21 protein-coding genes and 1 pseudogene are annotated in these 23,482 nt (G+C 72.0%); 10 read left to right on the top strand and 12 right to left on the bottom strand.

Annotated elements, in window-relative coordinates; all coding sequences use genetic code 11:
- Positions 1 to 108: 108 nt before the first annotated feature.
- The 3 genes from AB0J97_RS35605 (at position 109) to AB0J97_RS35595 (ending at position 3,668) form a co-directional block, all read left to right on the top strand.
- Positions 109 to 1,149, top strand: coding sequence for a hypothetical protein (locus AB0J97_RS35605; RefSeq protein ID WP_364097144.1), 1,041 nt, complete (start codon positions 109 to 111; stop codon positions 1,147 to 1,149).
- A gap of 8 nt (positions 1,150 to 1,157) precedes the next feature.
- The gene (locus tag AB0J97_RS35600) at positions 1,158 to 2,162 is read left to right on the top strand and encodes a LacI family DNA-binding transcriptional regulator (RefSeq protein WP_364097141.1); all 1,005 of its coding nucleotides are present in this window, start codon (positions 1,158 to 1,160) and stop codon (positions 2,160 to 2,162) included.
- 153 nt (positions 2,163 to 2,315) lie between these two features.
- The gene (locus AB0J97_RS35595) at positions 2,316 to 3,668 is read left to right on the top strand and encodes an HAD-IIIA family hydrolase (protein ID WP_364097138.1); all 1,353 of its coding nucleotides are present in this window, start codon (positions 2,316 to 2,318) and stop codon (positions 3,666 to 3,668) included.
- A 127-nt stretch (positions 3,669 to 3,795) separates the two neighbouring features.
- Here the strand turns inward: AB0J97_RS35595 and AB0J97_RS35590 are convergent.
- A pseudogene (locus tag AB0J97_RS35590) lies at positions 3,796 to 4,260 on the bottom strand (hypothetical protein); the annotation flags it as partial.
- A gap of 288 nt (positions 4,261 to 4,548) precedes the next feature.
- Between AB0J97_RS35590 and AB0J97_RS35585 the strand changes: the two are divergent.
- Positions 4,549 to 5,124, top strand: a complete 576-nt coding sequence (locus AB0J97_RS35585; RefSeq protein ID WP_364097135.1) for an SMI1/KNR4 family protein — start codon at positions 4,549 to 4,551, stop codon at positions 5,122 to 5,124.
- Here AB0J97_RS35585 and AB0J97_RS35580 read toward each other — a convergent pair.
- Genes AB0J97_RS35580 through AB0J97_RS35550 form a run of 7 tightly spaced genes read right to left on the bottom strand, consistent with a single transcriptional unit; the run spans position 5,121 to position 12,210 of the window.
- The gene (locus tag AB0J97_RS35580; protein ID WP_364097132.1) at positions 5,121 to 6,380 is read right to left on the bottom strand and encodes a cytosine permease; all 1,260 of its coding nucleotides are present in this window, start codon (positions 6,378 to 6,380) and stop codon (positions 5,121 to 5,123) included. The genes AB0J97_RS35585 and AB0J97_RS35580 overlap by 4 nt on opposite strands.
- A gap of 2 nt (positions 6,381 to 6,382) precedes the next feature.
- Positions 6,383 to 6,787 (bottom strand): gamma-glutamylcyclotransferase, encoded by a 405-nt coding sequence (locus AB0J97_RS35575; RefSeq protein ID WP_357707275.1) that lies wholly within the window; start codon positions 6,785 to 6,787, stop codon positions 6,383 to 6,385.
- Positions 6,784 to 7,743: a carbamate kinase gene (gene arcC, locus AB0J97_RS35570; protein WP_364097129.1), complete on the bottom strand. Its 960-nt coding sequence runs from the start codon at positions 7,741 to 7,743 to the stop codon at positions 6,784 to 6,786. The genes AB0J97_RS35575 and arcC overlap by 4 nt, the downstream gene beginning before the upstream one ends.
- Positions 7,740 to 9,167, bottom strand: coding sequence for a DUF1116 domain-containing protein (locus tag AB0J97_RS35565; protein ID WP_364097126.1), 1,428 nt, complete (start codon positions 9,165 to 9,167; stop codon positions 7,740 to 7,742). Before AB0J97_RS35565 ends, arcC begins: the two co-directional genes overlap by 4 nt.
- A gap of 23 nt (positions 9,168 to 9,190) precedes the next feature.
- The gene (gene fdrA, locus AB0J97_RS35560) at positions 9,191 to 10,714 is read right to left on the bottom strand and encodes an acyl-CoA synthetase FdrA (protein ID WP_364097123.1); all 1,524 of its coding nucleotides are present in this window, start codon (positions 10,712 to 10,714) and stop codon (positions 9,191 to 9,193) included.
- Positions 10,711 to 11,535 (bottom strand): DUF2877 domain-containing protein, encoded by an 825-nt coding sequence (locus tag AB0J97_RS35555; RefSeq protein ID WP_364097120.1) that lies wholly within the window; start codon positions 11,533 to 11,535, stop codon positions 10,711 to 10,713. The genes fdrA and AB0J97_RS35555 overlap by 4 nt, the downstream gene beginning before the upstream one ends.
- Before the next feature lie 6 nt (positions 11,536 to 11,541).
- Positions 11,542 to 12,210: an isochorismatase family cysteine hydrolase gene (locus AB0J97_RS35550; RefSeq protein WP_357707269.1), complete on the bottom strand. Its 669-nt coding sequence runs from the start codon at positions 12,208 to 12,210 to the stop codon at positions 11,542 to 11,544.
- A gap of 113 nt (positions 12,211 to 12,323) precedes the next feature.
- Here AB0J97_RS35550 and AB0J97_RS35545 point away from each other — a divergent pair, with 113 nt between their 5' ends.
- Positions 12,324 to 13,205: a LysR family transcriptional regulator gene (locus AB0J97_RS35545; protein WP_364097117.1), complete on the top strand. Its 882-nt coding sequence runs from the start codon at positions 12,324 to 12,326 to the stop codon at positions 13,203 to 13,205.
- Between the two features lie 227 nt (positions 13,206 to 13,432).
- A complete protein-coding gene (locus AB0J97_RS35540; RefSeq protein ID WP_364097114.1) occupies positions 13,433 to 13,966 on the top strand; it encodes a DUF2165 domain-containing protein in 534 nt (177 codons plus the stop codon).
- A 24-nt stretch (positions 13,967 to 13,990) separates the two neighbouring features.
- Here AB0J97_RS35540 and AB0J97_RS35535 read toward each other — a convergent pair whose 3' ends face one another.
- Both AB0J97_RS35535 and AB0J97_RS35530 read right to left on the bottom strand, forming a co-directional pair.
- Positions 13,991 to 14,608, bottom strand: a complete 618-nt coding sequence (locus tag AB0J97_RS35535) for a DUF6461 domain-containing protein (RefSeq protein WP_364097111.1) — start codon at positions 14,606 to 14,608, stop codon at positions 13,991 to 13,993.
- Positions 14,609 to 15,271: 663 nt separating this feature from the next.
- The gene (locus AB0J97_RS35530) at positions 15,272 to 15,709 is read right to left on the bottom strand and encodes an NUDIX hydrolase (RefSeq protein ID WP_364097108.1); all 438 of its coding nucleotides are present in this window, start codon (positions 15,707 to 15,709) and stop codon (positions 15,272 to 15,274) included.
- A gap of 105 nt (positions 15,710 to 15,814) precedes the next feature.
- Between AB0J97_RS35530 and AB0J97_RS35525 the strand changes: the two genes are divergently transcribed.
- The 4 genes from AB0J97_RS35525 (at position 15,815) to AB0J97_RS35510 (ending at position 19,841) form a co-directional block, all read left to right on the top strand.
- Positions 15,815 to 16,318 (top strand): carbonic anhydrase, encoded by a 504-nt coding sequence (locus AB0J97_RS35525; protein ID WP_364097105.1) that lies wholly within the window; start codon positions 15,815 to 15,817, stop codon positions 16,316 to 16,318.
- Between the two features lie 55 nt (positions 16,319 to 16,373).
- Complete coding sequence (locus AB0J97_RS35520; protein ID WP_364097102.1) at positions 16,374 to 16,769, top strand: hypothetical protein; 396 nt, start codon at positions 16,374 to 16,376, stop codon at positions 16,767 to 16,769.
- 90 nt (positions 16,770 to 16,859) lie between these two features.
- A complete protein-coding gene (locus tag AB0J97_RS35515) occupies positions 16,860 to 18,419 on the top strand; it encodes a multicopper oxidase family protein (RefSeq protein ID WP_364097099.1) in 1,560 nt (519 codons plus the stop codon).
- Between the two features lie 120 nt (positions 18,420 to 18,539).
- The gene (locus AB0J97_RS35510) at positions 18,540 to 19,841 is read left to right on the top strand and encodes an MFS transporter (protein WP_357707255.1); all 1,302 of its coding nucleotides are present in this window, start codon (positions 18,540 to 18,542) and stop codon (positions 19,839 to 19,841) included.
- A gap of 72 nt (positions 19,842 to 19,913) precedes the next feature.
- On the opposite strand, the gene AB0J97_RS35505 is transcribed toward AB0J97_RS35510, so the two are convergent.
- Entirely contained in the window at positions 19,914 to 22,529 is a 2,616-nt protein-coding gene (locus AB0J97_RS35505) for a PQQ-binding-like beta-propeller repeat protein (protein WP_364097096.1), read from the bottom strand.
- Complete coding sequence (locus AB0J97_RS35500; protein ID WP_364097093.1) at positions 22,523 to 23,362, bottom strand: hypothetical protein; 840 nt, start codon at positions 23,360 to 23,362, stop codon at positions 22,523 to 22,525. The genes AB0J97_RS35505 and AB0J97_RS35500 overlap by 7 nt, the downstream gene beginning before the upstream one ends.
- Positions 23,363 to 23,482 lie beyond the last annotated feature (120 nt).

The raw sequence follows: 23,482 nt of genomic DNA, 5'->3' as shown, positions 1-23,482 counted from the left end.
CGGCATCAATCCTCTGTCTCGACCACGCTCAACTTCAACGTTACAGTTGGCACGGTAACACCGGCGGGACGAGCCGTAAATAACAGTTTCGGCAAGGCGGAGGCGTACGTGACAGGTCGAGCCGTGGTCGAGGTCGTTGGTCAGAGCGGGGCGCGGGACGAGCGCGAGTTGCAGCAGGCGCTGGACGAAGTGGCCGGGTCCGCCGGCGGGCGGGTGATCGTCGGGCCCGGCGAGTGGCGGCTCCGCGAGGCGCCGTTGCGGGTGCACGCCGGCACCCGTCTGACGCTCACACCCGCGACGCGCATCGTGCGGACCGGGCCGATCGAGACGATGTTGGTCAACGGGCCGTACGGCGGCGACCGGACCGTCGGCGCGCACGACGGGCCCGGGAACATCGTGGTCGAGGGCGGCGTCTGGGACGTGAACGGCTTCGAGAATCCCCGGCCGTCCTTCGGCATGGTGTTCAACCACGCGAGGGACGTCCAGGTTCGCGACCTGGAGATCCGGAACATGCCCGAGTGGCACGCCATCGAGACGAACTCGACCTGCAACGTGACCATCTCCGGATGCCGCTTCGTCACCGGGATCGCTCGCGAACCGCACGCGTACCAGACGGAGGCGGTCAGCCTCGACCTGGCCGCACCGGGGCTGACAGCCTGGGGCGCCGAGGACGACACCCACAGCAGCCACGTCCGGGTGATCGACAACTTCTGCTCCGGCTATCCGACGTTCGTCGGCTGTCACACGGGACATCCGAGTCTCCAGCACGGTTCGGTCGTGATCGCCAACAACACCGCCACCGACCTGTCCTGCTGGGCGGTCAACCTGACGAACACCAGCGCCGTCTCGATCACTGCGAACACCTTCACCGGCACCGCCGCCGGGATCCGGATCAGGACCGGCGGCGACCGCCGGGTGACCGGCGTCGCGATCACCGGCAACGTGGTGAGCTGCACCGGCGGGCCCGCTGTCCACCTGGACGCCGCGGTCGGCGGGGAGATCGCGGCGACCGTCGTCAGCGGCAATTCGCTCACCTCGCCGACGCTGCCGATCATCGAGCGAAGTGGCACAATAGACGCCGTGGTAGGGCCCAACGCCGGATACTCCTACGCCGCGGACGGCGAGCCGATGGCGAGCCGGGGCGTCTGATGCCGAGAATGTCCAGCGGTCCGACCCTCAAGGGGCTGGCGGCGATCATCGGCATCAGTCCGACCGCGGTCAGCATGGCCCTCAACGGCCGCCCCGGTGTGAGCGACGAGCTTCGGGCGCGCGTGCGGGCGATCGCCGCGGAGCAGGGCTACCGCCCGAACTTCGCCGCGCGCGCACTCCGGGTCGAGCGTTCCAACATGCTCGGCTTGATCAGCCGGAACCTGAGCAACCCCGGCTACCTGCGCCTGATCGACGGCTTCAGCGGCGCCGCCGAGGAGCGGGGCTACCAGGTGCTGGTCGGCACCTCCGACCTCGACCAGGCACGCGAGACCAACATGATCAGGGCCATGACCAACCGGCAGCTCGACGGGCTGGCGATCGCGCCGATCGACGGCAAGGCCGTGCTGGCGACCTGGCAGGACGAGTCCGATCGCCCGTTGGTGCTGGTCAACTCGGCGCGCAGCGCGAGGTCGTCGGGTGCGATGAGCATCCGCGGCAACGCCTCCCAGGCGGTGCGGTCGGCCGTCGACCATCTTCTCGAACTCGGGCACAGCCGGATCGCCCTGCTCACCAACCCCGGGCTGTCGTCGGCGTCGGAACGGGTGTCCCTGTTCCGGCGGATGATGAAGGCCCAGGGGCTCACGTCCCGCGTCATCTCCGGCGGCACCGCCGACGAGACGGTCGAGCGGGTGGTCCGCGCGCTGTCCGGAGACGATCGTCCGACCGCCGTCATGACCGACAGCGACCTGCTGGCGCACTACGTCTACGAGGCCGCGATCGAGACCGGGCTCCGGATCCCCCACGACCTCAGCGTCGTCGGTCACGACGACCTCCCGACCTCGCGCCTGCTCGGCCCGGCACTGACCACGATCGCGCTCGACCGGTTCGAGATCGGACGGCAGGCGGCGACGATGCTGATCGGCGCCCTGAACGGCGACGAGATCGACAGACCTCATCGGGAGCTTCCCGTCGAGCTCAAGGTCCGGCAGTCGACGGCCCCGCCGGCCGGGTGATCTCACCGGCTCGATCCGGTGCCTTCCGGTAGCAGAGCGGCCGCTCTCACCGGACAGACCATTCCTCACAGCCTCAGCCAGTGCCGGCCACGGTCACGCGACGGACGCAGGCTGTTCGAGTCACGCGCTGGCACGACAGGAGAAGCATCCCCGATGCGCATCGCCCACATAACCGACATACATCTCCGAAGCCGCATCCCTGGACATTCCACGGTGCCGGTGCGGCGCAGTCGTACGGCTCCCGAGCTGCTGGCGGCCGCGCTCGACGACGCCCGCCGTCGTGGCGCCCAGCTGATCGTGATCACCGGCGACCTGGTGGACGTCCCGGGATACCTGTTCGCCCCCGAGCGTGACGCCGCCCGCGACGGCCTGGCCTGGCAGCGGGTGCGCGCGGACTATCGCCTCGTACGGCGGATGCTCGACGAGTGCGGCATCGAGTGGATCGCCGTTCCCGGCAATCACGACAGCTATCGCGTGCATGCCGAGGAACTGGGGTCTGGACCGTTCGTCCGGGACGTCGGCGGGCTACGCGTCGTCAGCTTCTGGGATCGCGAGTCGACCGGCAACGTGCCGCGTCGCACGCTGACCGAACGGGAGCGGTTCGACTCGTCGTTGCTCGACCCCGGCACGCGTCCGCAGGTCCATCTCCAGCACTTCGTCATCACGCCACGGCTGGACGAGGGCTACCCGCACACCTACGCCGAAGGTGAGGAGCTCCGGCGGCGGACCAGCGACTCCGGCCGGGTCGTCCTGTCCCTGTCCGGGCACTACCATCCGGGGGCCGAGCCGACCACGATCGGATCGACCACCTTCAGCGTCACGCCGGCGCTGGTCGAGCATCCGCACCCGTACCGGATCTTCGACATCGAGCTCGACGGCGGCCGGGTCGGCGCCGTCCGGCATGAGCAGGTTCGTCTCGCGGGTGAGGCACCCGCCCGGAAGGCGGTGTTCCTCGACCGCGACGGCTGCGTCAACACGCTCCCGACCTACAGACACGGCCCTGGGGCGATGCACCTGCTGCCGGGCGCGGCACCCGCGCTCCGGCTGCTGCGTGATCACGGGTACGCCCTGGTCGTCGTGACGAACCAGTCCTGCGTCGGCCTCGGCTACGTGGAACCGGGAACCCTGGACGAGGTCCATGATCGGATGTCCGAGCTGCTGGCCGGCGAAGGGGTCGCCGTCGATGCGATCTACAGCAGTCCGGTGGCCGGGGAACAGGCGATCTCCGCCCGCTACAACGTGGGTGACGCGCCGAAGCCCAGCCCGGCCATGATCCGACGCGCGGCCGCCGAGCTGAACCTCGACCTGTCGGAGAGCTGCCTGATCGGCGACCGGTCGTCGGACATCGCGGCCGCACAGGCCGCCGGCGTACGCCCGATCCTGGTTCGCACAGGTGACGGGCGGGCCACGGAGCGAGCCTGGGGCGACGCTCCCGCCTGCCTGGTCGTCGACGATCTCGTGGCCGCGGCGGTCGAGGTGGTGTCGGCCTCGCCAGCGGGCCTGTAGGCGCGCTCTCACCTGCGTTTCCCCTGTTTCTCCAAGGGTTCCCTCGCATTCTCGTGCCGGACGCGAAGGTTCGGCGTCCGGCGAGCGGGTGGGCGGCCGCGACCATGAGCACCTGCGAGGAGACGTGGGTGACCGCGCCGACGGTGAGGCCGGGTTCGTGCAGCGGCAGCCAGACGTGACCCACGTCGATCTCGCCCGAGCGCAGCAGGGCCGGCGGGTCGACCGAGTCGATGTCGCGATGCAGGACGCGGACCGCCGGATGCCTGCTCTGGAGGCGGCGGCCGACGCGGCCGCGATCCCGGACGGATCGCGGGGTCCGTTCGAAGAGCAGGGCGCCGATCTGGCGCCTCTGCTTGTCAAGGGTGCGTCGACCGGGATCGCCGTCGAGGTGTGGGCGCTTCGCGCCGAGCCCCTGCGGGGTCGCGTCGAGGGGCTCGTCCGTGCCACGATCCTCGACGTGCCGGACGGCTTGGCGGCGGACGCGTCCGTTCGGTGTGTGAGCGTCGCGCTCACCGTGAACGCCCGCGGGCTGCGCCTGACGAGCGCCGCCCTGCCCGCGCGCGGATCCGGCGCCGCCGGCAGATGAGGCCACGGCGGCGTCTCAGATCACGCAGCCGCCCTTGCCGAGGTCATGCGGCCCGGTGGTGCTCTCGGCCCTCCGCCGGTAGTCGGGGCATCGGGTGAAGTCGTCCGCGGTGCACCGCATGAGGTGCTCGATCAGCGCCTTGGACGCCGATATCTCCTGGAGCCGGTGTTCCGGTTCCGCGTGGTGCCGCTGGAGGAGGGCCTGGCGCTCGGCCTGGCCGGAGACGGTGAGGACGTCCCGGATCTGCTCCAGGCATGATCACCGGGGGCCCTTCCCTCTGGATACGGTACGTCCATGAACGCCCCCCGCTACCCCTGGGCCGCGCGTCTCCACACGATGAGCGGCACGGACGACGATCCCGGCGAGGACTCCTCGTCCTACCCGCCCGAGTGGCTGGGCACGGCCCCCGCGTCCGAGGCCGAGATCCTGCTGCACGAGGAGCGCCTCGGCCTCAGCCTGCCGCCCAGCTACCGGGAGTTCCTCTTGGTGACCAACGGCTGGGACGTGGAGTCCTTCACCAGCCTGCACATACTCCCCATCGCCGAGGCCGGGTGGCTACGCGACGTGGACCCGCACCTCGCACACACGTGGGGCCCGCCGTCGGACTCCCCCGTTCCGGAGTTGCCCGACGACTATTCCTTCGACTACGACGCACCTCAGGACCCGCAGTATTTCGAGGTCGGCGACTTCCTGCCGCACACGTTGCGCGTCTCCGAGGACATCGAGGGCCTCGTCTACCTGCTCAATCCGTACGTTGTCACTGCGGGCGGCGAATGGGAGGCCTGGGAGTTGGACACCTCGGGCCTGCTCGGCGCCACACGCTTCCGTTCGTTCTGGCACCTGATGGAGACCTCCTTCCGGCGCGCCTAGGCGACACGTTCCCGGCGGCCGGACGTGGCCAGAGCGGTGATCAGGGCGTAGAGGAGGCCGCCGCACAGGAGGGAGTCGATCGACGGGATGTGCGTGAGGGAGAACGTGCCGTACGCGGTGAGGTAGCCGACAACCGACCCGCCCGCCCACGCCACGAACGTCGGCAGCCTGACCGCGGCGCCGTACGACAGCGCGCCGGTGTCGTAGCCGTTGCGCCGGTAGAGGAGGAAGTCGGCGATGATGATGCCCGCCACCGGCGGCGCCGCGATGCCGAGGAAGAGCAGGAAGTTCGGCAGCCAGGCCGAGACGTCGAAGCTGCCGAGCACGGCCGCGCCCGCGCCGAGCGCGATCGAGACCTGCCACTTCCGGGCCTTGGGGACCAGCGACGACACGGCGAGCGTGCCCTGGAAGATGTTGCCCGCGTTCGCGGTGATCGAGGCGAACACCAGCAGCGCGATCGCCGGCAGCGCCGAGGCGATCAACGCCATGGCGTCGATGAGCGCGGTCCGCCCGGTCAGCGCCGCCGGCACGGCGCCCGCCACGAACAGCAGCGGGTAGGCGATCCCGAAGGCGAGCACGCCGCCGGTCAGGGCCTGCCTGCGGCCCCTGGCGAAGCTGCCGAAGTCGGCGGAGGTCACGGCGAGCACGGTGCCGGTGCCGACCACCGAGGAGACGGCGACGCCCCAGTCCATCGGCGACCCCGGCGTGACGAAGTCGCGCGCCGAGCTGAGGGAGACGTGGACGAGGTAGCCGAGCAGCAGCGCGATCACCGGCACGGCGAACTGCGCCACCTTGCCGAGGATCTCGAAGCCGAACGCCGTCGCCGCCACGAACAACACGCAGCCGGAGGCCACGAGCACGGGCAGCGGCACCTGCGCGCCGGTCAGTTCGGCGACCAGGCGCTGCGCCGCGGTGCCGAAGCCGTTGGCGGTCACCGTGGCCCAGCCGAACACGCTGACCCCGAGCAGCGCGGTGATCGCCTTGGCGCCGCCGCGGCCGAAGGGGAAGCGCACGACGTCGTAGGTGGGCTGCCGGGCGTGCTCGCCGATCGCCAGGGTGAGCACCGCGACGACCATCAGGACGAGCGAGCCGGCCACCACAGAGGTGACCACGCTCGGGAAGGGCAGGCCGCTGCCGAGCGTCGGCGAGGACAGCACGACCGGCGTGATGATGATGCCCAGCAGGATCAGCGCGATCCGGTAGCCGGGCGCTCCGGTCGCGGCCTGGGCCCTCTCGGCCGGGGTCTCGGTCGTCATGGTCAACCCTCTCCGAGCGTCGCGACGTACCGCCGCCAGCCCGTGAACTCGGTGATCTCCCGCTTGCCCGCCACCAGGAACGGCTCGCCGATCACGCCCAGCACCTCCGTGCCGTCGGCGAGGCTGACCTTGCCGACGGACAGTCCGGCGGGCTCGGACAGCAGCACCCCGGCCAGCCCTTCGGCGGGCACCTCCCAGACCTCCACCTCGACCGACACGCCGCTGCCGTCGGTGGTGCGGATCATCGCGGGGTGCCGGTCGTCGATGCTCCACAGCCGGTAGCAGGGGGCCGTGGCGTCCTCGCGCAGGAACGTGGCGCCGGCGCCGGTGAGGTTGCCGTTGAGTTCGAGGCCGCGCATCAGCGTGCCGTTGACGGCGAGCGCCACGCCGGTGGTGGTGCCGGTCATGCTGTTTCTCCCTTGCTGATCCAGGTGCCGGTCGTGCCGGACAGGGCGTCGGCGAGCCGGTCGGGGGCGGTGATCAGGCCGTACGACGTGGGCCTGGCCCGCAGGAAGTCGATGATCGCCTCCACCTTGGGGCGCATGCTGCCCTCTCCGAAGTGCCCCTCGGCGGCGTACTCGGCGGCGGTGTCCGGGGTGAGGTGGTCGAGCCACTGCTCCCGCGGCGTGCCGAAGTGGATCGCCACCCGGTCCACGCCGGTCGGGATGGCCAGCAGGTCCGCGCCGAGCTCGGCGGCGAGCAGCGCTGCGGCGCGGTCCTTGTCGATCACCGCCTCGACGCCGGTGAGCAGGCCTGTGGCGTCGCGGGCGACGGCCACGCCTCCGCCGCCGCCGGCCACCACCACGGTTCCGCCGCCGACGAGGTCGCGGATGGTGCCGAGCTCGACGATCTCGACGGGCTCGGGCGAGGCCACCGTACGGCGCCAGCCGCGTCCGGAGTCCTCGGCCACCGTCCAGCCGAGTTCGGCGGCGTAGCGGCGGGCGGTCTCCTCGTCGAAGAACGACCCGATCGGCTTGGTGGGCCGGTCGAAGGCCGGATCGGCGGGGTCGACCACGGTCTGCGTCACCAGGCTGACCACCGGGCGGCTCAGGCCGCGTACGGCCAGCTCGTTGGAGAGCGCCTTGGTGAACATGTACCCGATCGCGCCCTGGGTGTCGGCGACCGCGTAGTCCAGCGGCACCGGCGCGACCTCGGCGGCGGCCAGCTCGGAGCGGCGCAGGATGAAGCCGACCTGCGGGCCGTTCCCGTGGGTGACCACGACGTCCCAGCCCTTGGCGATCATGTCGACGATGGCCGGCACGGTCCGCACGACCGTGTCGTACTGGTACGGAATCGCCTCGTGGGCGGCGTCGCGGACGAGCGCGTTCCCGCCGAAGGCGACGACGGCGAGCCCGGCCTTCATGCCGCCGCCCCCGCCGCTCCGGCGGCGAGCCCGAGCCCGTCGGCGAGGGCGACGACCGCCTGGGTGAAGCAGGGCAGCGGCGCCGTGGTGACGCCCGCGCCGATCTGCCCGACACCGGCCTCCTTGTGCGCGATGCCGGTGTTGATGACCGGCTGGATGCCCGTGTCGGCGACGGCGCGCACGTCGATGCCGGCCGCGCTCGCGCCGAAGTCGAGCGCGGGCAGGGTGAACACCGGGTTCGTGCCGATCGTGATCTCCCGCATCCGCCGGCTGTGCGCGGTGGCGTCGGCCGGCGTGCCGCCGACGAACTTGACGATCGCCGGCGAGGCGGCCATCGCGAAGCCGCCGAGCCCCGCGGTCTCGGTGATCGCGCTGTCGCCCAGGTCGGGGGCGGCGTCGTCCAGGCCGTAACCGGGGAAGAAGAGGCCGTCGACGGGGTTGGCCGGCGCCTGGAACCAGCGGTCGCCGGTGCCGGAGACGCGGATGCCGAAGTTGACGCCGTTGCGCGCCATCGCGGTGACCATCGAGCTGTGCGGCACCCCGGCGGCGGCGTCGAGCATGGCCTTGCAGGCCGCCATCGACACGTTCAGGAAGAAGTGGTCGTTGCCGGTGATGAACTCGGCGGCCCTGCGCAGCACGGCGTTGTCCGGCCCGGTCGCGATGAGCGCGGGCAGCAGCCGCTTGAGCAGCAGGCCGGTGGCCGCCGCGTTGCGGTTGTGCACCTCGTCGCCCATGTGCAGCGCCTGGCCGATGAGCGGCTTGAGATCGAGGCCGTCCAGCCGCCGGACGGCGGGCCGCAGCGCCGCGGCCAGCTCGGTGCCCATCCACCTCAGCCGGTCGAGCACCTCCGGACCGTTCGCGCCGAAGCGCAGCACCTTGCCGAGGCCCTCGTTGAAGTTGCTGTAGGCGAGGTTGCCCGAGGTGGCGTCGCGCACCACCCAGACGGGCATCGACGGGCTGATGACGCCGGCCATCGGGCCGACCGCGCCGTAGTGGTGCGCCGGGGAGAAGGAGATCGCGCCCGACGCGGCGAGCTCGGCCGCCTGCTCGGGGGTCCGCGCCCAGCCTTCGAACACGACGGCCCCGGCGATCGCGCCCCTGACCGGGCCGGCCATCCGCTCCCAGGCGATGGGCGGGCCCGAGTGCAGGATCAGCCGCTCCGCGGCCAGCTCGGGGATGGCCTCCTTCGCCGGTACGACGTCCGTCAGCACCGGCCGCGCGGACAGGTACCGCTCGAAGGCGACCTGGTTGGCCCGCTCGACCTCCGGGTGGCGGACGAGCCTGGCCAGCGCCAGCGCGGCCGCCGGGTCGCCTCCCGCGGGAGGACGCCAGTCCAGGGCGGTCACGGACCCTCCGGCGGCGCGGATGTCGTCCCCGAACCCGGCGAGACCGACGTTGACCACGTCGAGGTGCTCGCTCCACATATGTCTCTGCCTTCCTACCCCGGTCACGGGGTCATCCGGGCGGCGATCACGGCCGCCTGGGCGTTGTTCTCCGCCACCAGGACGCCGGCCTCGCGCAGCCGCGCCACGACGGCCGACCGGTCCTGCGGGTCGTCGTCGGTGCCGCAGACGTGCGCGACGAACGCCGGGGCGGGGCCCTCGCGTCCGGCCCGCGCCCGGCCGATGGCGTCGAGCAGGCCGGAGATCGGGTCGTCGGCCGCGCCGTACCCGAGCACGACGTCGAACAGGACGACGGCGGTGGCCGGGTCGGCGGCCTCGGCGAGCAGCCGCTCGTCGCGCGGCGCCGGGTCGATCATGGGATGCGGCCGCCCCCGCGTGAACACGTCGTCGCCCAGGTCGAGGATCGTGTGCCCGGCGCTGACGGCGACGTCGGCCGGCGCGGTGTTGCCCGCCACGGGCGTGTTCGACGCGGCCCGCACGCCCTCGGCCAGGGCCAGGAGCTGCGCCTCGTAGCAGAACGTGCCACCGGTGAACACGCCGCGCAGGTCACGCTGCTCCGGCGCGAGACTCACCTGCTCGTACGGCTCCACCGGCCGATCCTCGGGCCGGGCCTCCCCCCGGACGAGCGCCACCGCGACGTCGGCGGCCCCGGCCAGCGTGCCGGCGAACCGCACCCCCGGGGTGTCGCCGCCGAACGCGGCCGGGTCGGCGCCGAGGAAGCAGATCACGACGGGCACGTCGCGCGTGCGCGCCTCCTCGACCACGGTCTTGGCGACCGTCTCGGCCGGAGGCTTGGAGACCAGCACGATGACGTCCGTCTTCTCGTCGGCGGCCAGGGCGCGCAGCCCGCGGAGCATGGAGATCGCCCCGACCTCCGCCGACAGGTCGTGGCCGCCGGTGCCGAACGCCTGCGAGATGCCCTCTCCGAGCTGGTGCACCCGTGAGGTGATCTCCTGCATGCCGGTTCCCGACGCGCCCACCACGCCGACGCGGCCACGCCGCACGACGTTGGCGAAGCCGAGCGGAAGGCCGTCCACGATCGCGGTGCCGCAGTCGGGGCCCATCACGAGCAGGTCCCGCTCCTCGGCGAAGCGCTTGATCTCGATCTCCTGGTCGATCGGGACGTTGTCGCTGAACACCATGACGTTCAGCCCGAGCCGCAGCGCCTTCAGCGCCTCGGCGGCGGCGTACGGTCCGGGCACCGAGATCAGCGCCAGGTTGTGCGCCGGGTTCTGCTCCACGGCCTGCCGCAGGCTCCGGAGCGGCGGCGCCACAACGTCGCCGGCGGTCTCGCGGGACGGCTGCTCGGACAGCCGCTCGTCAGCCAGCTCCAGTGCCTGTGCGGTGGCCTGCTCCTCGCCCAGCACCGCGACGACCAGGTCGCCGGGGCCGGCCTGCACCTCGCCCAGCCCGGCCTGCCGGAGGTTGTCCAGGTTGGTGCCGGTCCCCATCACGACGGAGGCCGTCCGGATGCCGGGGAGCTCGGCCAGCGCCGCGGAGAGCGCCATCAGGGCGACCGAGTCCTGATAGCGGTTGGGGTAGATGCGATGTTCGCGAATGCTGCTCATGCCGCCTTCCGATCTGGGGAGAAACCGAGTACGCGCAGGCCGAGCAGGACGCCGGCGACGCCGTCGGCTCCCGAGCTGGCTCCCACGCGCAACGCGGCCTGGGTACGGGCCGGCACCGCCGTGCGGTCGGCTCCGGTGACGAGCGCGTCCACCAGGTCGAGGATCGGCTCGCTGTAGTGGCCCTCGGCAGCGAGCCGCAGGTAGTGGGCGGCGACGTCGGTGGTGCGGTGGGCGTGCCGGCGCACGCCGTCCGCGAGGGTGCGGAACGCCCGCGCGGGCGCCGGGCCGCCCGCTGACCGGGCGGTCCGTGACAGGACGGCCAGCGCGCCGACCAGCAGGTCGTCGCCGCTGGGGGTCAGGCCGGGCCCGAACCCGACCAGCCGCGCCACGGCCCCTGGCACGTCGTGCGGCCGTCCGGTCAGCGCCTCCAGCAGGCTTTCCGCTCGTCCGTCGAGGCCGGGCACGGTGAGGCCCTCGGCCTCGACGTACCGCTCGCGCAGCTCCGCGACCTGCCGCCAGCCGGTGACCGTGGACGACGCCCGTGCCGGCGGCGGTGGCGTCCAGACCGGCACGTCCCGCAGATCGAGCACGTGCGCGCCGAACGACAGCAGCCCCGACCTGCACCGGACCGGATCGCCCACCCGCGCCGCAGGCCGCCACCCCGTCACGCGGACGGACGTCGGCGTGTGCGGCGCGACGGCGTCGTGCACGGTCAGCAGGAGGCCGTCCACGGCCAGGTTGCACGCGGTCGCGAAGACGCTGTGGACCGTTCCGGCGAAGTCCGGCCCCGGCACCAGATAGCCGGCGGAGACGGCGACCATGTCGAGCTAGCCGTTCAGCAGGTCCACGGCGCGCTTGGAGTCCGACACCCAGCCGAAGATCGCGCCCTGCGCCTTGATCATGTCGAGCCCGACCCGGAGGAACTCGGGGAAGTAGGAGCCCACGCAGTCCTCCAGGACCACGCACTCGTACCCGCGGTCGTTGGCCTCGCGCACCGTGGTGTGCACGCACACCTCCAGGGTCACGCCGCAGACCAGCAGCGTGCGGATCCCCCGGCTGCTCAGGATCGCCTCCAGGTCGGTCGCGTAGAACGCGCCCTTGCCCGGCTTGTCGATCACCGGCTCGCCCTCGATCGGGTAGAGCTCGGGGACGATGTCGTGCCCCTCCTCGCCGCGGACCAGGATGCGGCCCATGGGCCCGTCGGTGCCGATGAACGTCTTGCCGCCCCGCGTCCGCTTGGCGGGCGGGCAGTCCGTGAGGTCGGTACGGTGGCCCTCGCGGGTGTGGATCACGAGCATCCCGGCGGCCCGCGCCGCCTCCAGGACCGCCCGCGTCGGCTCGATCGCGCCGCGCAGCAGCGAGACGTCGTTGCCGAGCAGTTCCCCGAAACCGCCCGGCTGCAGGAAGTCCCGCTGCATGTCGATCACGACCAGCGCCGTCGTCGCCGGGTCCAGCTCCAGATCGAACGGCTCGGCTGCAATGCTCCTGGCAGTCACAGGCCAACTCCCTTGTTGTCCAGCGGTGTTCACGCTCAGTACCCAGACTGCCTTCCACCAGGCTATTCTGTCCAACAGATAGACTTGGTAGCCCTCATCGAAACGGTCGATAAATGGAGCTCAGACAGCTGTCGCACTTCCTCGCCGTGGCCCGGCGGCGCAGCTTCACCCTGGCGGCCCACGACGTCAACGTCGTCCAGTCGTCACTGAGCGCATCCATCCGCCAGCTCGAACGCGAGCTCGGCGCCACCCTCTTCGACCGCACCACCCGCCGCGTCGAGCTCAGCCCCGCCGGCCGCGCCCTCCTCCCGATCGCCCGCCACATCCTCGCCGACGCCCGCGCGGCCAGGGCGGAGATCTCCGCCGTCCAGGGGCTGCTGCGCGGGCAGGTGGCGCTCGGCACGATCCAGATGCTCACCTGGATCGACCTTCCCGAGGTGCTGGCCCGCTTCACGAAGGCGTACCCGGGGGTCGAGATCAGCCTCCTGGAGGCGCCGGTCGACGAGATGATCGAGGCGTTGCGCAGCGGCGAACTGGACCTCGCCTACCTCGCGTGCGGCGTCGACGAGCTGCCCGCGGCGCTCACGGTGATCGACAGCGACACCGAGCCGCTGGCGGTGGCCGCGGGGCCCGGCCACCCGCTGGCCGGGCAGCCCGGCGTCCGGCTGGCCGACCTGGAGGCGGAGCCGTTCGTCGAGTTCCAGGCCGGGACCGGGCTGCAGACCGTCGTCGACCGGCTGTGCCACGACGCGGGGCTCAAACGGCGGATCGTGCTCAGGACCACCCAGCTCGAACTGCTGGCCTCGCTGGTCAGGCACGGGCTCGGCCTCGCCGTCCTGCCCGTGGGCGTGGCCCACCAGGCCGGCCTGACGGCCGTCCCGATCATCGGGAACACCGCGGACCGGACCGTCGCGCTGGTCACCCGGGCCGGCCACGACAGCAACCCGGCCGTACGGGCCCTGCTCGACCTCCTGCGACCCGGCCCCGCCGGGTAGCCGCGCCGGTCGCGGATCGGGCAGGGGGCGAGCGCGGCTACAATCGGTCGCGTTGTTCCACCTCAGGCTGAGGGGCCCGCGACGTCACCACCAGTGACGGAGCCAGTGGAGCGGCCCGGCGAGTTCCTCCACGCCGGGCGAGCGGGCCCCGTGGATCTTTCCCCATCGCAGGACACCTCCTCTGGGCTCGTGTGCTCATTCGATCAGAGATGTCAAAGGAAAGAACCTTGGCCCGCTTCGACACCATCGTCGCCATTCGCCTGGCGAAGGCGCTGCTCACCTTCACCGTCGGCGGCTTCGCGCTGCTCGTCGTGTTCGGCAACCTCACCGACTACGGCACGAACTTCGAGTTCGTCCGGCACGTCCTGGCCATGGACGCCCAGAAGCCCGAGCTCGCCGCGGTCAGCCAGATCAACTACCGCGCCATCACGTGGACGTGGGCGCACCACGTCGCCTACGTCGGCGTCATCCTCACCGAGGCGGTCATCATGGTGACCTGTCTCGTGTCCGCCTGGCAGCAGGCCAGGGCCGTCGGCCGCGACGACGCCGCCTTCCACCAGGCCAAGCGCTGGGGCGTCGTCGGCTGCACGGTGGCCCTGCTCCTGTGGTTCTTCGGCTTCCAGGCCATCGGCGGCGAATGGTTCGGCATGTGGATGAACGGCACCTGGAACGGCATCCCCGACGCGGTGCGGCTGTGCACGTACATCGGGGTCGTCCTGGTCTTCCTCAGCCTCCGCAACGACACCCGCGAGAACGCCTGAGCAGCCCGGCGGGATCCGGGGCCGTCAGGAGGCGGGCCTGATGCGCGAGTGCCGCGCCAGGAACCAGTCGGTGGCGATGTCGGTCTCCGTGACGCGCCCGATCAGCGCCAAGGCCGAGCTGATGCTCTCCGGATCCTCCACGGGGTTGTCGCGGACGTCGTCATCGCTGATCTCGAAGCGCAGCCCGTCCATCAGACGATCGAGCGCGTGCGGGTCGTCGCCGGACCGCCTCCAGTCGTCGGGCGAGAGCGGGTCGAAGGAGACGACCATGCGACCGTCGCGGGCGTATTCGAAATAGGCGTTGCCGGTGATGTCCATACGGAGGCCGAGGGCCTGACGGCCGCCTTCGGTGACCGAGCACAGGAACTCGCCGTGGCCGTGCGCCGGCACGACGCCGATCCAGCCGTTGACCTCGGCCACCCAGGTGGATCCGTCGTCGATGTTGTGGTCGAGGATCTCGCTCAGGTGGCACGGGGTCCGGGTGGCGAGGTCCAGGTGGAAGGTCCGGGCGAGCGACCCGAGGTCCGCGCCCTGGACCCACATGGCGCTGAATCCCAGCGCCCACAGGTCCATCTCGGCGTCGAGCCCCTCGGTGAAGAGGGTCGCGACCAGAAGGTCGTGCAGGTAGGTCGGTGACCGCATGGCCGCCTCTCGAAGGAAGGGCATCCCGCAGGACGCCCCGAACCGCGTGTCCGGATCCTGATCATCTGGGCTCGCCGCACCAAGGACAAGCCCCACCCCGCCGGACGGCTCAGGCGGGCAGCACGGCCGGACGGTCGCGGCCTCCAGCGCGGCGGTCAGCGCGGCGGGGTCGGCGCCGACGATCGCGATCGTGGGCCTGGCGGAAGTCCTCTCGTGGAACGGGTGAAGGGCAGAACGCGCGCGTGAAACCCGCGGGTCAGGAGCGTTCTGGGAGTTCGCGGGCGGGGTCCACGGCCCGCAGGATGCGGGAGGCGATCATGCCGAGCTGCCGCTGCTGGGCCTTGGTCATCGGGTCGAGGACCAGGCGGCGCACCTCGGCCACATGCTACGGTGCGGCGTCCTGCGCGTCTCCCACACGCTCAAACACTTCAAGCTTGAACCTGGAGTCCACACGGTAGGGGGCTTTTGCCGGATCAGTTCACGGCGAAGAAGCTTCCGATGTTGCCCTGCTCGACGTCCCCGGGCTCCACGGGGTCGAAGACCTTGATCCGGCAGTTCGAGTCCGGGAAGACCAGGACGGTGCCCGCGGCGCGGTTCGACAGGCCGCTGCCGGGGCCGAAGCCGGGAGCGGCGGAAGCCCGCCGCCTTTACAACGTAGATTATTTACAGGCCGATGGCGGCCTTGGCGCCCATGTAGGCTCCGGCTCCCGGCCAGCCGGCCCGGGCCAGCTCGACGAACCGGTCGGCGAACCCGAGCGCGGGCAGCTCGGCCAGGGGCACGAACTCCACGCCGCGGATCGGGACGGTGTCGGCGCCCGCCACCATGGCGCCGACGGTGCCGCCGATGCGGGTGACCTCGAACGTCATGTGCACGACGTGGATGTCGCCGCCGGGCAGGTGGTCGCACACGTACAGCAGCCGGCCCACACCGACCTCGACGCCGGTCTCCTCGCGCATCTCCCGCACGAGCGCATGGCCGATGGTTTCGCCCGGTTCGACCTTCCCGCCGGGCAGGGACCACGAGCGACCGGAGTCGGCGTCCTGGTCAAGGAGGAGGATCCGGCCGTCCTCGACGAGCACGCCGGTGACTCGTACCTGCATCACCCGGACGGTACCTCAACAGTCGGGGGCTACACGTCGCGCCAATAACATGTACAGTCAGTAGGGAATGTGGACTATGTCGGCACGTCACAGGAGGACTCCCCCATGAGCGTCACCGACCAGCTGATCGCCAACTCCGAACGCTACGCCGCCGCCTTCGACGCCGGGGACCTGCCGCTGCCGCCCGCCCGAGGCGTGGCCGTGGTGGCCTGCATGGACGCCCGGCTCAACGTCTACGGCCTGCTCGGGCTGCGCGAGGGCGACGCGCACGTGATCCGCAACGCGGGCGGCGTCGTCACCGCCGGCGAACGTCGCAGCCTGGCCATCAGCCAGCGCCTCCTGGGCACCCGCGAGATCATCCTCATCCACCACACCGACTGCGGCATGCTGACGTTCACCGACGACGGCTTCAAGCACGACATCTACCAGGAGGTCGGCGTCAAGCCCGACTGGTCCGCCGAGGCGTTCCAGGACCTGGAGGCGGACGTGCGCCAGTCGGCCAGGCGCATCCAGGCCGACCCGTTCATCCCGCACAAGGACTCCGTCCGCGGGTTCGTCTACGACGTCACCACGGGCCGGCTGAGCGAGGTCAAGCTGGACGCCGCGTAAATGGCCCAACGGGCGCTTACCGCCACCATATACCAGGTAGGGGTATCGTGAGGGTGTGACTTCGGGGCGGAAGGGTCGGCCGGCGGGATTGCTCCCACCGGTGCTGCTGGCCGTGCTCATCGCCCTGGGCCTGGCCGCGATGCACACCCTCGGCCACGTCGGGGGCCAGAACCAGCCCCTGCCCGTCTCCGCCGGTGCCGTCCAAGCCCACGACGGCCCGTCTTCGATGCCCGACCACGGCGGAGCCCCGGGTGGCGGTCACGACACCGCCCCCATCTGCCTGGCCATCGCGGCCGGGCTCATCGCGCTCGCCTTGCCGTTGCTCCATGTGGCGGGCCTGCTCACCTCGCCGTCCGGCGGTCTCGCCCGCCTGGGGTGGCGCGTCGCCCGCCGGCTGCGCGGGCCGCCTGACGCTCTCGTACTGAGACGAACCGTCGTCCTGCGGACCTGAGTCGCGGACCCGGATCGCCGTGGCGTTCGCGCCCCGGCCGGATCCGGCCGCGTCCATCCGTGAGCACGACTTCTCAGCGAGGCATCAACCATGCAGATCGATCGACGTACCATGCTGCGGGCCACCGGGCTCGGCATTCTGGGCAGCGCTCTCACCGCGTGCGCCGGTGAGCCCGCCGCCACCGGGCCGGCGTTCGTCACGCCGACCAGCGAGCAGGTCCGGCAAGCGGAGCGGGCGCGCCGCACGGGCGCGGTCCGCGACTTCCGCCTGACCGCCGCCGAGAGCCAGGTGGACCTCGGCGGCGTCACCGTGCGCACCTGGGCGTACGACGGCAAGATCCCGGGCGCGCCCATCCGGGTCCAGGCCGGCGAGGTGGTCCGCGCCCGCCTGACCAACCGGCTCCCCCAGGACACCAGCATCCACTGGCACGGCCTGGCGCTGACCAACCAGGCCGACGGCGTGCCCGGCGTCACCCAGCAGCCCGTCGCCGCCGGAGCCGAGCACGTCTACGAGTTCGCCGCCCCCGACCCCGGCACCTACTGGTTCCACCCGCACTCCGGAACCCAGCTGGACCGGGGCCTGTACTCCCCGCTGATCGTGGAGGACCCCCACGAGCCGCTCGGGTACGACGCCGAGTGGGTCGTGGTCCTCGACGACTGGCTGGACGGCGTCACCGGGACGCCCGAGGAGGTCCTGGCCGAGCTGTCCCGAGGCATGAGCGTGGGCATGAACCACGGCGCCGCCACCCCCACCGGCGGCATGGGCGACATGCCGGGAATGAACCACGGCGCCACCTCCGCTCCCTCCTCGGGCCCGGCCAAGCACATGCTCATGGGCGCGACGAGCCCGCTGCTCGGCGGGGACGCCGGCGACGTGCGCTACCCGCACTTCCTGCTCAACGGCCGCGTCCCCGCCGCCGCCGAGACCTTCCGCGCCAAGCCGGGAACGCGGTTGCGCATCCGCGTCATCAACGCCGGAGGCGACACCGCCTTCCGGATGGCCCTGGCCGGACACCGGCTGACCGTCACCCACACCGACGGCTTCCCCGTCCGGCACGCCGAGACCGACGCGCTGCTGATCGGCATGGGCGAGCGCTACGACGTGCTGGTCACCCTCAAGGACGGCGTCTTCCCGCTGGTCGCCCTGGCCGAAGGCAAGAACGCCGTGGCCCGCGGCCTGATCCGGACCGGCGACGGCGCTTCCGCTCCCAAGGCCGACCTGCGCCCCCGGGAACTGGACGGCGACGTCGTCCGCTATGCCGAGCTCAGGCCGGCCGAAGGCGTGCGGCTGGCGGCCAAGGAGCCCGACCGCGTCGTCAAGCTGGAGCTGACCGGCAGCATGATGGCCTACGACTGGGCGATCAACGGCAAGAAGTACGACCCGGAGATCATCTCCCCGGTACGGCCGGGCGAACGCGTGCGGCTGTCGTTCGTGAACCGGACCACCATGTGGCACCCCATGCACCTGCACGGCCACACCTTCGCCCTGGCGGACGGCGGCGTTCGCAAGGACACCGTGATCGTCCTGCCCGGCAGCACGCTCGACGTCGAGTTCGACGCCGACAACCCGGGGCTCTGGATGATCCACTGCCACAACATCTACCACGCCGAATCAGGCATGATGACCCTTCTCGGCTACCAGCAGACCTGATCGCCGACCGCCCTTCGGCGGAATCGGGAATACCCCCAGTGGGTATGGCGCTTACAGCGGCGCAAGGCCCGCCGGGGGCACGAACCCCCGGCGGGCGGCCCTCCACGCAGGGAGCGCGCTATGAGAAAGCTGCCATTGGCGATCTGGGCGATGGTCGTCGGAGCGTTCGCGATGGGCGCCGACGAGTTCATCGTCGCCGGTGTCGTCCGTGAGATCGCCCAGTCGTTGAACGTCACGATCGGGGCCGTCGGCGCGCTGGAGAGCGTCTACGCGCTCGGGGTCGCGATCGGCGCGCCGGTGTTCACGGCTCTGGGCACCAGGTTCGGCCGGCGGTCGATGCTCCTGACCACCACGGGCGTGTTCCTCCTGGGCAACCTGGTCTCCGCCCTCGGCCCCGCCTACGCCACCATCATGGCCGGACGGATCATCTCCGCCATGGCCCACGGCGCCTTCCTGGGCATCGCCGCCGTGTACGCCGCCGAACTGGTCGACCCGTCGCGGAAGGGACGCGCGGTGGCCATCGTCTTCTCCGGGCTGACGGCCTCCACGGTGCTCGGCGCGCCGATCGGGGCGGCGATCGGACAGGCGCTCGGCTGGCGATTCACGTTCTGGACTTTGGTGGTCTTCGGCGGCATCGCGCTGCTCGGCCTGATCGGCTCGCTGGGCCGCCGCGGCACGGCGGACGTCCAGCACGAACACCACCACGACCCCCGGCCCGGCGCCGAGTTCGAAGGGCTCGACGCGCACGCGCTGGCTCACCTGGGCGGCGCCGGCCAGGGGCCGACCATGCGCGAGCAACTCGCGGCCCTGCGCCGTCCGGCCGTGTGGGGCGCGCTGGTCACCACGATGCTCGGCTACGGAGGCGTCTTCACCAGCTACGTCTACCTCGCGCCGCAGATCACCGAGGTGACCGGGTTCGAGGCCGGCTGGGTCACGCCGCTGCTCCTGCTGTTCGGGATCGGGCTCTTCCTCGGCAACCACCTCGGGGGCAAGCTCGCGGACAGGGCGCTCATGCCCACCGTGATCGCGACCCTCGGCGCGCTGGCCGTCGCGTTGTTCGCGATGACCTTCGCCGTCGAGAGCAGGCCGGCGACGGTCGTGATGATGCTGGTCTTCGGGACCGCGGCCTTCGCCGTGGTCGCCCCGCTGCAACTGCGGGTCATGACGGCCGCGGGCCAGGCACCGGACGTGGCGTCCGCCGCCAACATCTCCGCCTTCACCCTGGGCAGCGCCATCGGCATCTACCTGGGCGGGGCGGCCATCGACGGCGGGCTCGGCCTCAGCTCGGTCAACTGGGTCGGCGGCCTCCTCACCACGGCCGGACTGCTGACCGCCCTGGCCACCTGGAGGAGGGCGGACCAGCGGCCCGCCGTGCCGGCGGACCACCATCACCACGCGCCGCCCGCCGCCCACCACCACTGACGCGACGATCCGAAGACCTCCCCGCACGGGGAGGTCTTCCTGCTTTCGGGACGGACCTCGCGGCCAGGCGCTTCACGGGCGCACGGCGAGCTCGGCCGGGCTCGGCCCGGGACGTCCGTCCGTGGCGCGCAGTGCGTACAGGTCGCCGTTGGAACTGCCGACATAGACGAGGCCGCCGGCCACGACCGGCCGGGTCTGGAAGCGTCCGCCGCTCTGGAAGCGCCAGCGAGGAACGCCGGTGGCCGCGTCCAGCGCGTGCAGTACGCCGTTCTCGTCCCGGGCGAAGACGATGTCGGCGTGGACCGACACCTGGGCGGTGAACGGCCCGCTCCACCGTTCCTCCCCGGTTTCGGGGTCGAGGGCGTGCAGGCTCCCGCCGGCGACATAGACGTTCCCTCGTGACGCGGTGACGTTCCAGAGGCCGCTGTCGCCCTCGCCGGTGAGCCTCCATCGTTCCCGGCCGGAGGCGATGTCCAGCGCGTACGTGCGTCCGGCGAGGTCGCCGAGGTAGACGGTGTCGCCGATCACGACGGGGTCGTACCGGACGGCGGCGCCGAGGCGGGCCTGCCACCGCGTCCTCCCGGTGACGGGGTCGAGCGCGGACGCCTTCGCGCCGGTGATCACGAAGACGGCCTTCCCGGTCGCGGCCAGGTAACCGCCCGGGGTGATGCCGCCGATGCCTACGCGGGAACGCCGGCGAAGCGCGCCCGACCGTGCGTCGAGCGAGTACAGCACGCCTTTCCGGCTGGTCACGTGGACGGCGCCGGCGGCCACGGCCACGCGGCCCAGGTCGCCGGGGACGCGGAAGCGCCACCGCTGCCTGCCGGTGGCGGCCTCCAGCGCGACGACGTGGGTCAGGCCGACGCCCGCGTACACGCCGCCGTCCTGGATGGCGAGGTCCTTGATGCCCATGTACCGGGTGTCGAAGCGGCGGCTCCACCTCGTCCGGCCGGTGGCGGGGTCGACGGCGGCCACCCCGTCGCCGCTCGCGGCGTAGAGGGCGCCGTCCACGAGCAGGGGCGTGGCCGGCTGCGATCTCCACCGGACCCGGCCCGTGGCGGCGTCGAGGGCGTACAGGCCGTCGTCGGCTCCGGCGTAGACGACCCCGCCGTCCACCACCGGGTCGGTGTTGACGCTTCCGTCGGCGAGGTGGGTCCACCCGCCCGTCCGCGCCGGCGGCGGGATGCGCCGCCCCGGCAGGTAGCGGGCCGTCAGGTTGTCGCGCACCCGGGCCGCGGCCAGGCGCTGCGCCAGCCGGGACGGCGACGCCAGATGCACGATGACCGGTCCCACGTTGACGAGCGTCCCGGCGAAGGTCCCCCCGGGGCCGTGGGCGGTGTAGGAGAAGATGCCCTCGCCCTGGACCGTGGGGTCGTGGTCGAAGCTCTCGTGACGCCTGGTCTGCTCGGTGGCGGCGGTGAAGAGGGCGGGGGCGTCCGGGGACACCCAGCTCACGGCGAGCGAGACGACCGCGCCGTCGCCCTCGGGCGGCACCCAGTCGCAGGTCACGGGCCTGGGTAAGGTGAGACGGCCCAGGGACTTCCTCCCCGGGACGCGGCGGACGTCCCGGCCGAGGTCGCGCGCGGTGAGCAGGGAGCAGGCGTCCGGCCACTCCCCCGGCGGGACGCCGCCGAGCGCCACGGGACCGGTGGGATGCCCGTAGACGGGACGCAGGGCGGTGACCTGGGCGTCGCCGTGGATGAAGGCCATTCGGGCGGTCGTTCCCAGATAGCCGGTGGTGTGGGTGAGCGGCCTGTCGAGGGGAAGCGCGACGGGAGTGCCGGTGTCCCGCGAGAGGAGGTAGGCGGGCAGCGGCCAGGCGTTGTTCCAGTCGAACCCGGCGCGGTCCTCGGCGTCGGGATGCCGGCCGACCGCCGGGGACGGGCGCTCGGCGACCGCCTCGTCCAGGCGGGATCGGGGCAGCGGGGTGCCGTCCCGTGTGAAGGGGAAGTCCTCGCCGTCCACCGCCGCGATGACGAAGCCCTCCGACGCGTCCTTGAACCAGAGCCGGACGCCGACGCCCGGCGCGACGCGCCACGTGGTCACCGGGCGCGTCCAGCTCCGCCGCAGCGTGCGCGGATCGTAGGAGTCGAGCCGCACGCGGCCTCGCCCGCACCGGCTCAGCAGCAGCAGGGCCGTGGGGGTGGAGCCGGGCTCCCCCTGGCAGCCGACGGCCTCCACGGCCCGTGCCCGGACGCCGCCGGTCCGCACGTCGAGCGAGAGCAGCCCGGAGTCCCGGTGGAAGACGACGACGCCGTGCCCGGACACCAGGATCCGGGGCAGGTTGCGCATGTGCGGCCCCGACGGGGGCAGTTCGTACCGCCACAGCGGGCGGCCGGAGGCCAGGTCGTAGGCGTACAGGGTCCGGTCCGACGATGCCTTCGGGCTTCCGGCCACGACGAGGGTGGCGTCCACGGCCCAGGCGTCGCTCAGGACGGAGACCGGAGCGCGGATGGTGAGCCGGATCGCGCCGGTGCGGGGGTCGCGCACGGTCACGGTCCCCTCCGGCGTCGCGATGATCACGTTCTCGCCGGACAGGAAGGAGAACGAGCTCTTCTCGTCGGCGGGGGCCGACCACACCGTCTTCCATCCCACGAGCTCCATCGGGGGCCGCCCGTCGTCGGCCACCGCGAGCGCGGCGGCCGACGTGAGCGCCACCAGGACCCGGAGGAAACGGGCGATCAGCACGCCCGGCGTTCCTCGCAGGGCTGCCAGCCCCCGTGCGACGCCTGCCGGTAGTAGGCCCGGTAGCGGGTGGCCTTGCCGGTCAGCCGGAACGGCCCGCCGTCCGGCCCCTTGATCACGATCTCCTCCGTACGGCCGTCGGCGAGGACCGTGGCCCGGAGGTCGAACTCGTAGTACGCCTTCTTGCCGGTGAAGCTCAGGCTGAGCGTGACCGGCTCGTCCCGTTTCAGGTCGATCTGCTTCTTCCGGAAGTACGAGGTGCCCGCGCCGGTCGTGAAGCGGGGCACGGGACGGTCGAGGTCGGCGGCCAGCTCCACGGTGCCCGCCTCGCCGGCCTTGGTGGCGATCAGGCGGGCGCCCTTCGACACCGGCATGCGGGCGAGGACGCGCGGCTCGATGTTCACGATGCGCAGGCTGCTGCGGTTGCCGGTCAGCGCGACGGTGACGTTCATGCTGTCGATCAGGGCCATCCGATGGCGTGCGAGCATCGCCTCACGCTGCTCGTCGGCGTAGGTGGCCACCATGACCGCCCGGTCCTCGGGGGTGGTCACCGTGTCACGCAGCACGATGTCGCGCTCGTCGTAGTCGACGGCCACGTGGCCGACGGTGACCGAGGCGGCGCCGCGTACCCGCTGGACGGTGTCGGAGCCGTGGCTGTTGTACCAGTCGGTGAAGACGACGCCGAACGCGGCCAGGATCACGGCGCCGGCGATGCCCGCCACCCAGGCCAGAGGCCCCTTGGGCTGAGCGGGAGCGGATGCCTCGGCTTCCTCCTGCCGTCCGGCCGCGGCGCCGCGGCCGGCGGACGTGCTCTTGTTGCGGCGCGTTCTGCCCATCGGGACGCGTTCCTCCAAGACCGGTCGTCAGGACCAGCGTAGGCACCCGCACGGGCACGACGGAGCGACTTCCGACTATTACCCGCGCGGTCCACCGGCCGAGCCCTCGCGCCGACCGGC

It is taken from the genome of Nonomuraea sp. NPDC049607 (assembly GCF_040675375.1).
Lineage (GTDB): Bacteria > Actinomycetota > Actinomycetes > Streptosporangiales > Streptosporangiaceae > Nonomuraea.
This window is presented reverse-complemented; position numbering and strand designations above follow the sequence as displayed.

Bases quoted from the DNA above. Each gene is read 5' to 3' on its own strand.
- AB0J97_RS35525 (WP_364097105.1), top strand. From the start codon at position 15,815: ATGAGCGTCACCGACCAGCTGATCGCCAACTCCGAACGCTACGCCGCC.
- AB0J97_RS35515 (WP_364097099.1), top strand. From the start codon at position 16,860: ATGCAGATCGATCGACGTACCATGCTGCGGGCCACCGGGCTCGGCATT.
- AB0J97_RS35565 (WP_364097126.1), bottom strand. From the start codon at position 9,167: ATGTGGAGCGAGCACCTCGACGTGGTCAACGTCGGTCTCGCCGGGTTC.
- AB0J97_RS35500 (WP_364097093.1), bottom strand. From the start codon at position 23,362: ATGGGCAGAACGCGCCGCAACAAGAGCACGTCCGCCGGCCGCGGCGCC.
- AB0J97_RS35530 (WP_364097108.1), bottom strand. From the start codon at position 15,709: ATGCAGGTACGAGTCACCGGCGTGCTCGTCGAGGACGGCCGGATCCTC.
- AB0J97_RS35595 (WP_364097138.1), top strand. From the start codon at position 2,316: ATGCGCATCGCCCACATAACCGACATACATCTCCGAAGCCGCATCCCT.
- fdrA (WP_364097123.1), bottom strand. From the start codon at position 10,714: ATGAGCAGCATTCGCGAACATCGCATCTACCCCAACCGCTATCAGGAC.
- AB0J97_RS35555 (WP_364097120.1), bottom strand. From the start codon at position 11,535: ATGGTCGCCGTCTCCGCCGGCTATCTGGTGCCGGGGCCGGACTTCGCC.
- AB0J97_RS35600 (WP_364097141.1), top strand. From the start codon at position 1,158: ATGTCCAGCGGTCCGACCCTCAAGGGGCTGGCGGCGATCATCGGCATC.
- AB0J97_RS35510 (WP_357707255.1), top strand. From the start codon at position 18,540: ATGAGAAAGCTGCCATTGGCGATCTGGGCGATGGTCGTCGGAGCGTTC.
- AB0J97_RS35535 (WP_364097111.1), bottom strand. From the start codon at position 14,608: ATGCGGTCACCGACCTACCTGCACGACCTTCTGGTCGCGACCCTCTTC.
- AB0J97_RS35575 (WP_357707275.1), bottom strand. From the start codon at position 6,787: ATGACCGGCACCACCACCGGCGTGGCGCTCGCCGTCAACGGCACGCTG.
- AB0J97_RS35580 (WP_364097132.1), bottom strand. From the start codon at position 6,380: ATGACGACCGAGACCCCGGCCGAGAGGGCCCAGGCCGCGACCGGAGCG.
- AB0J97_RS35545 (WP_364097117.1), top strand. From the start codon at position 12,324: ATGGAGCTCAGACAGCTGTCGCACTTCCTCGCCGTGGCCCGGCGGCGC.
- AB0J97_RS35585 (WP_364097135.1), top strand. From the start codon at position 4,549: ATGAACGCCCCCCGCTACCCCTGGGCCGCGCGTCTCCACACGATGAGC.
- arcC (WP_364097129.1), bottom strand. From the start codon at position 7,743: ATGAAGGCCGGGCTCGCCGTCGTCGCCTTCGGCGGGAACGCGCTCGTC.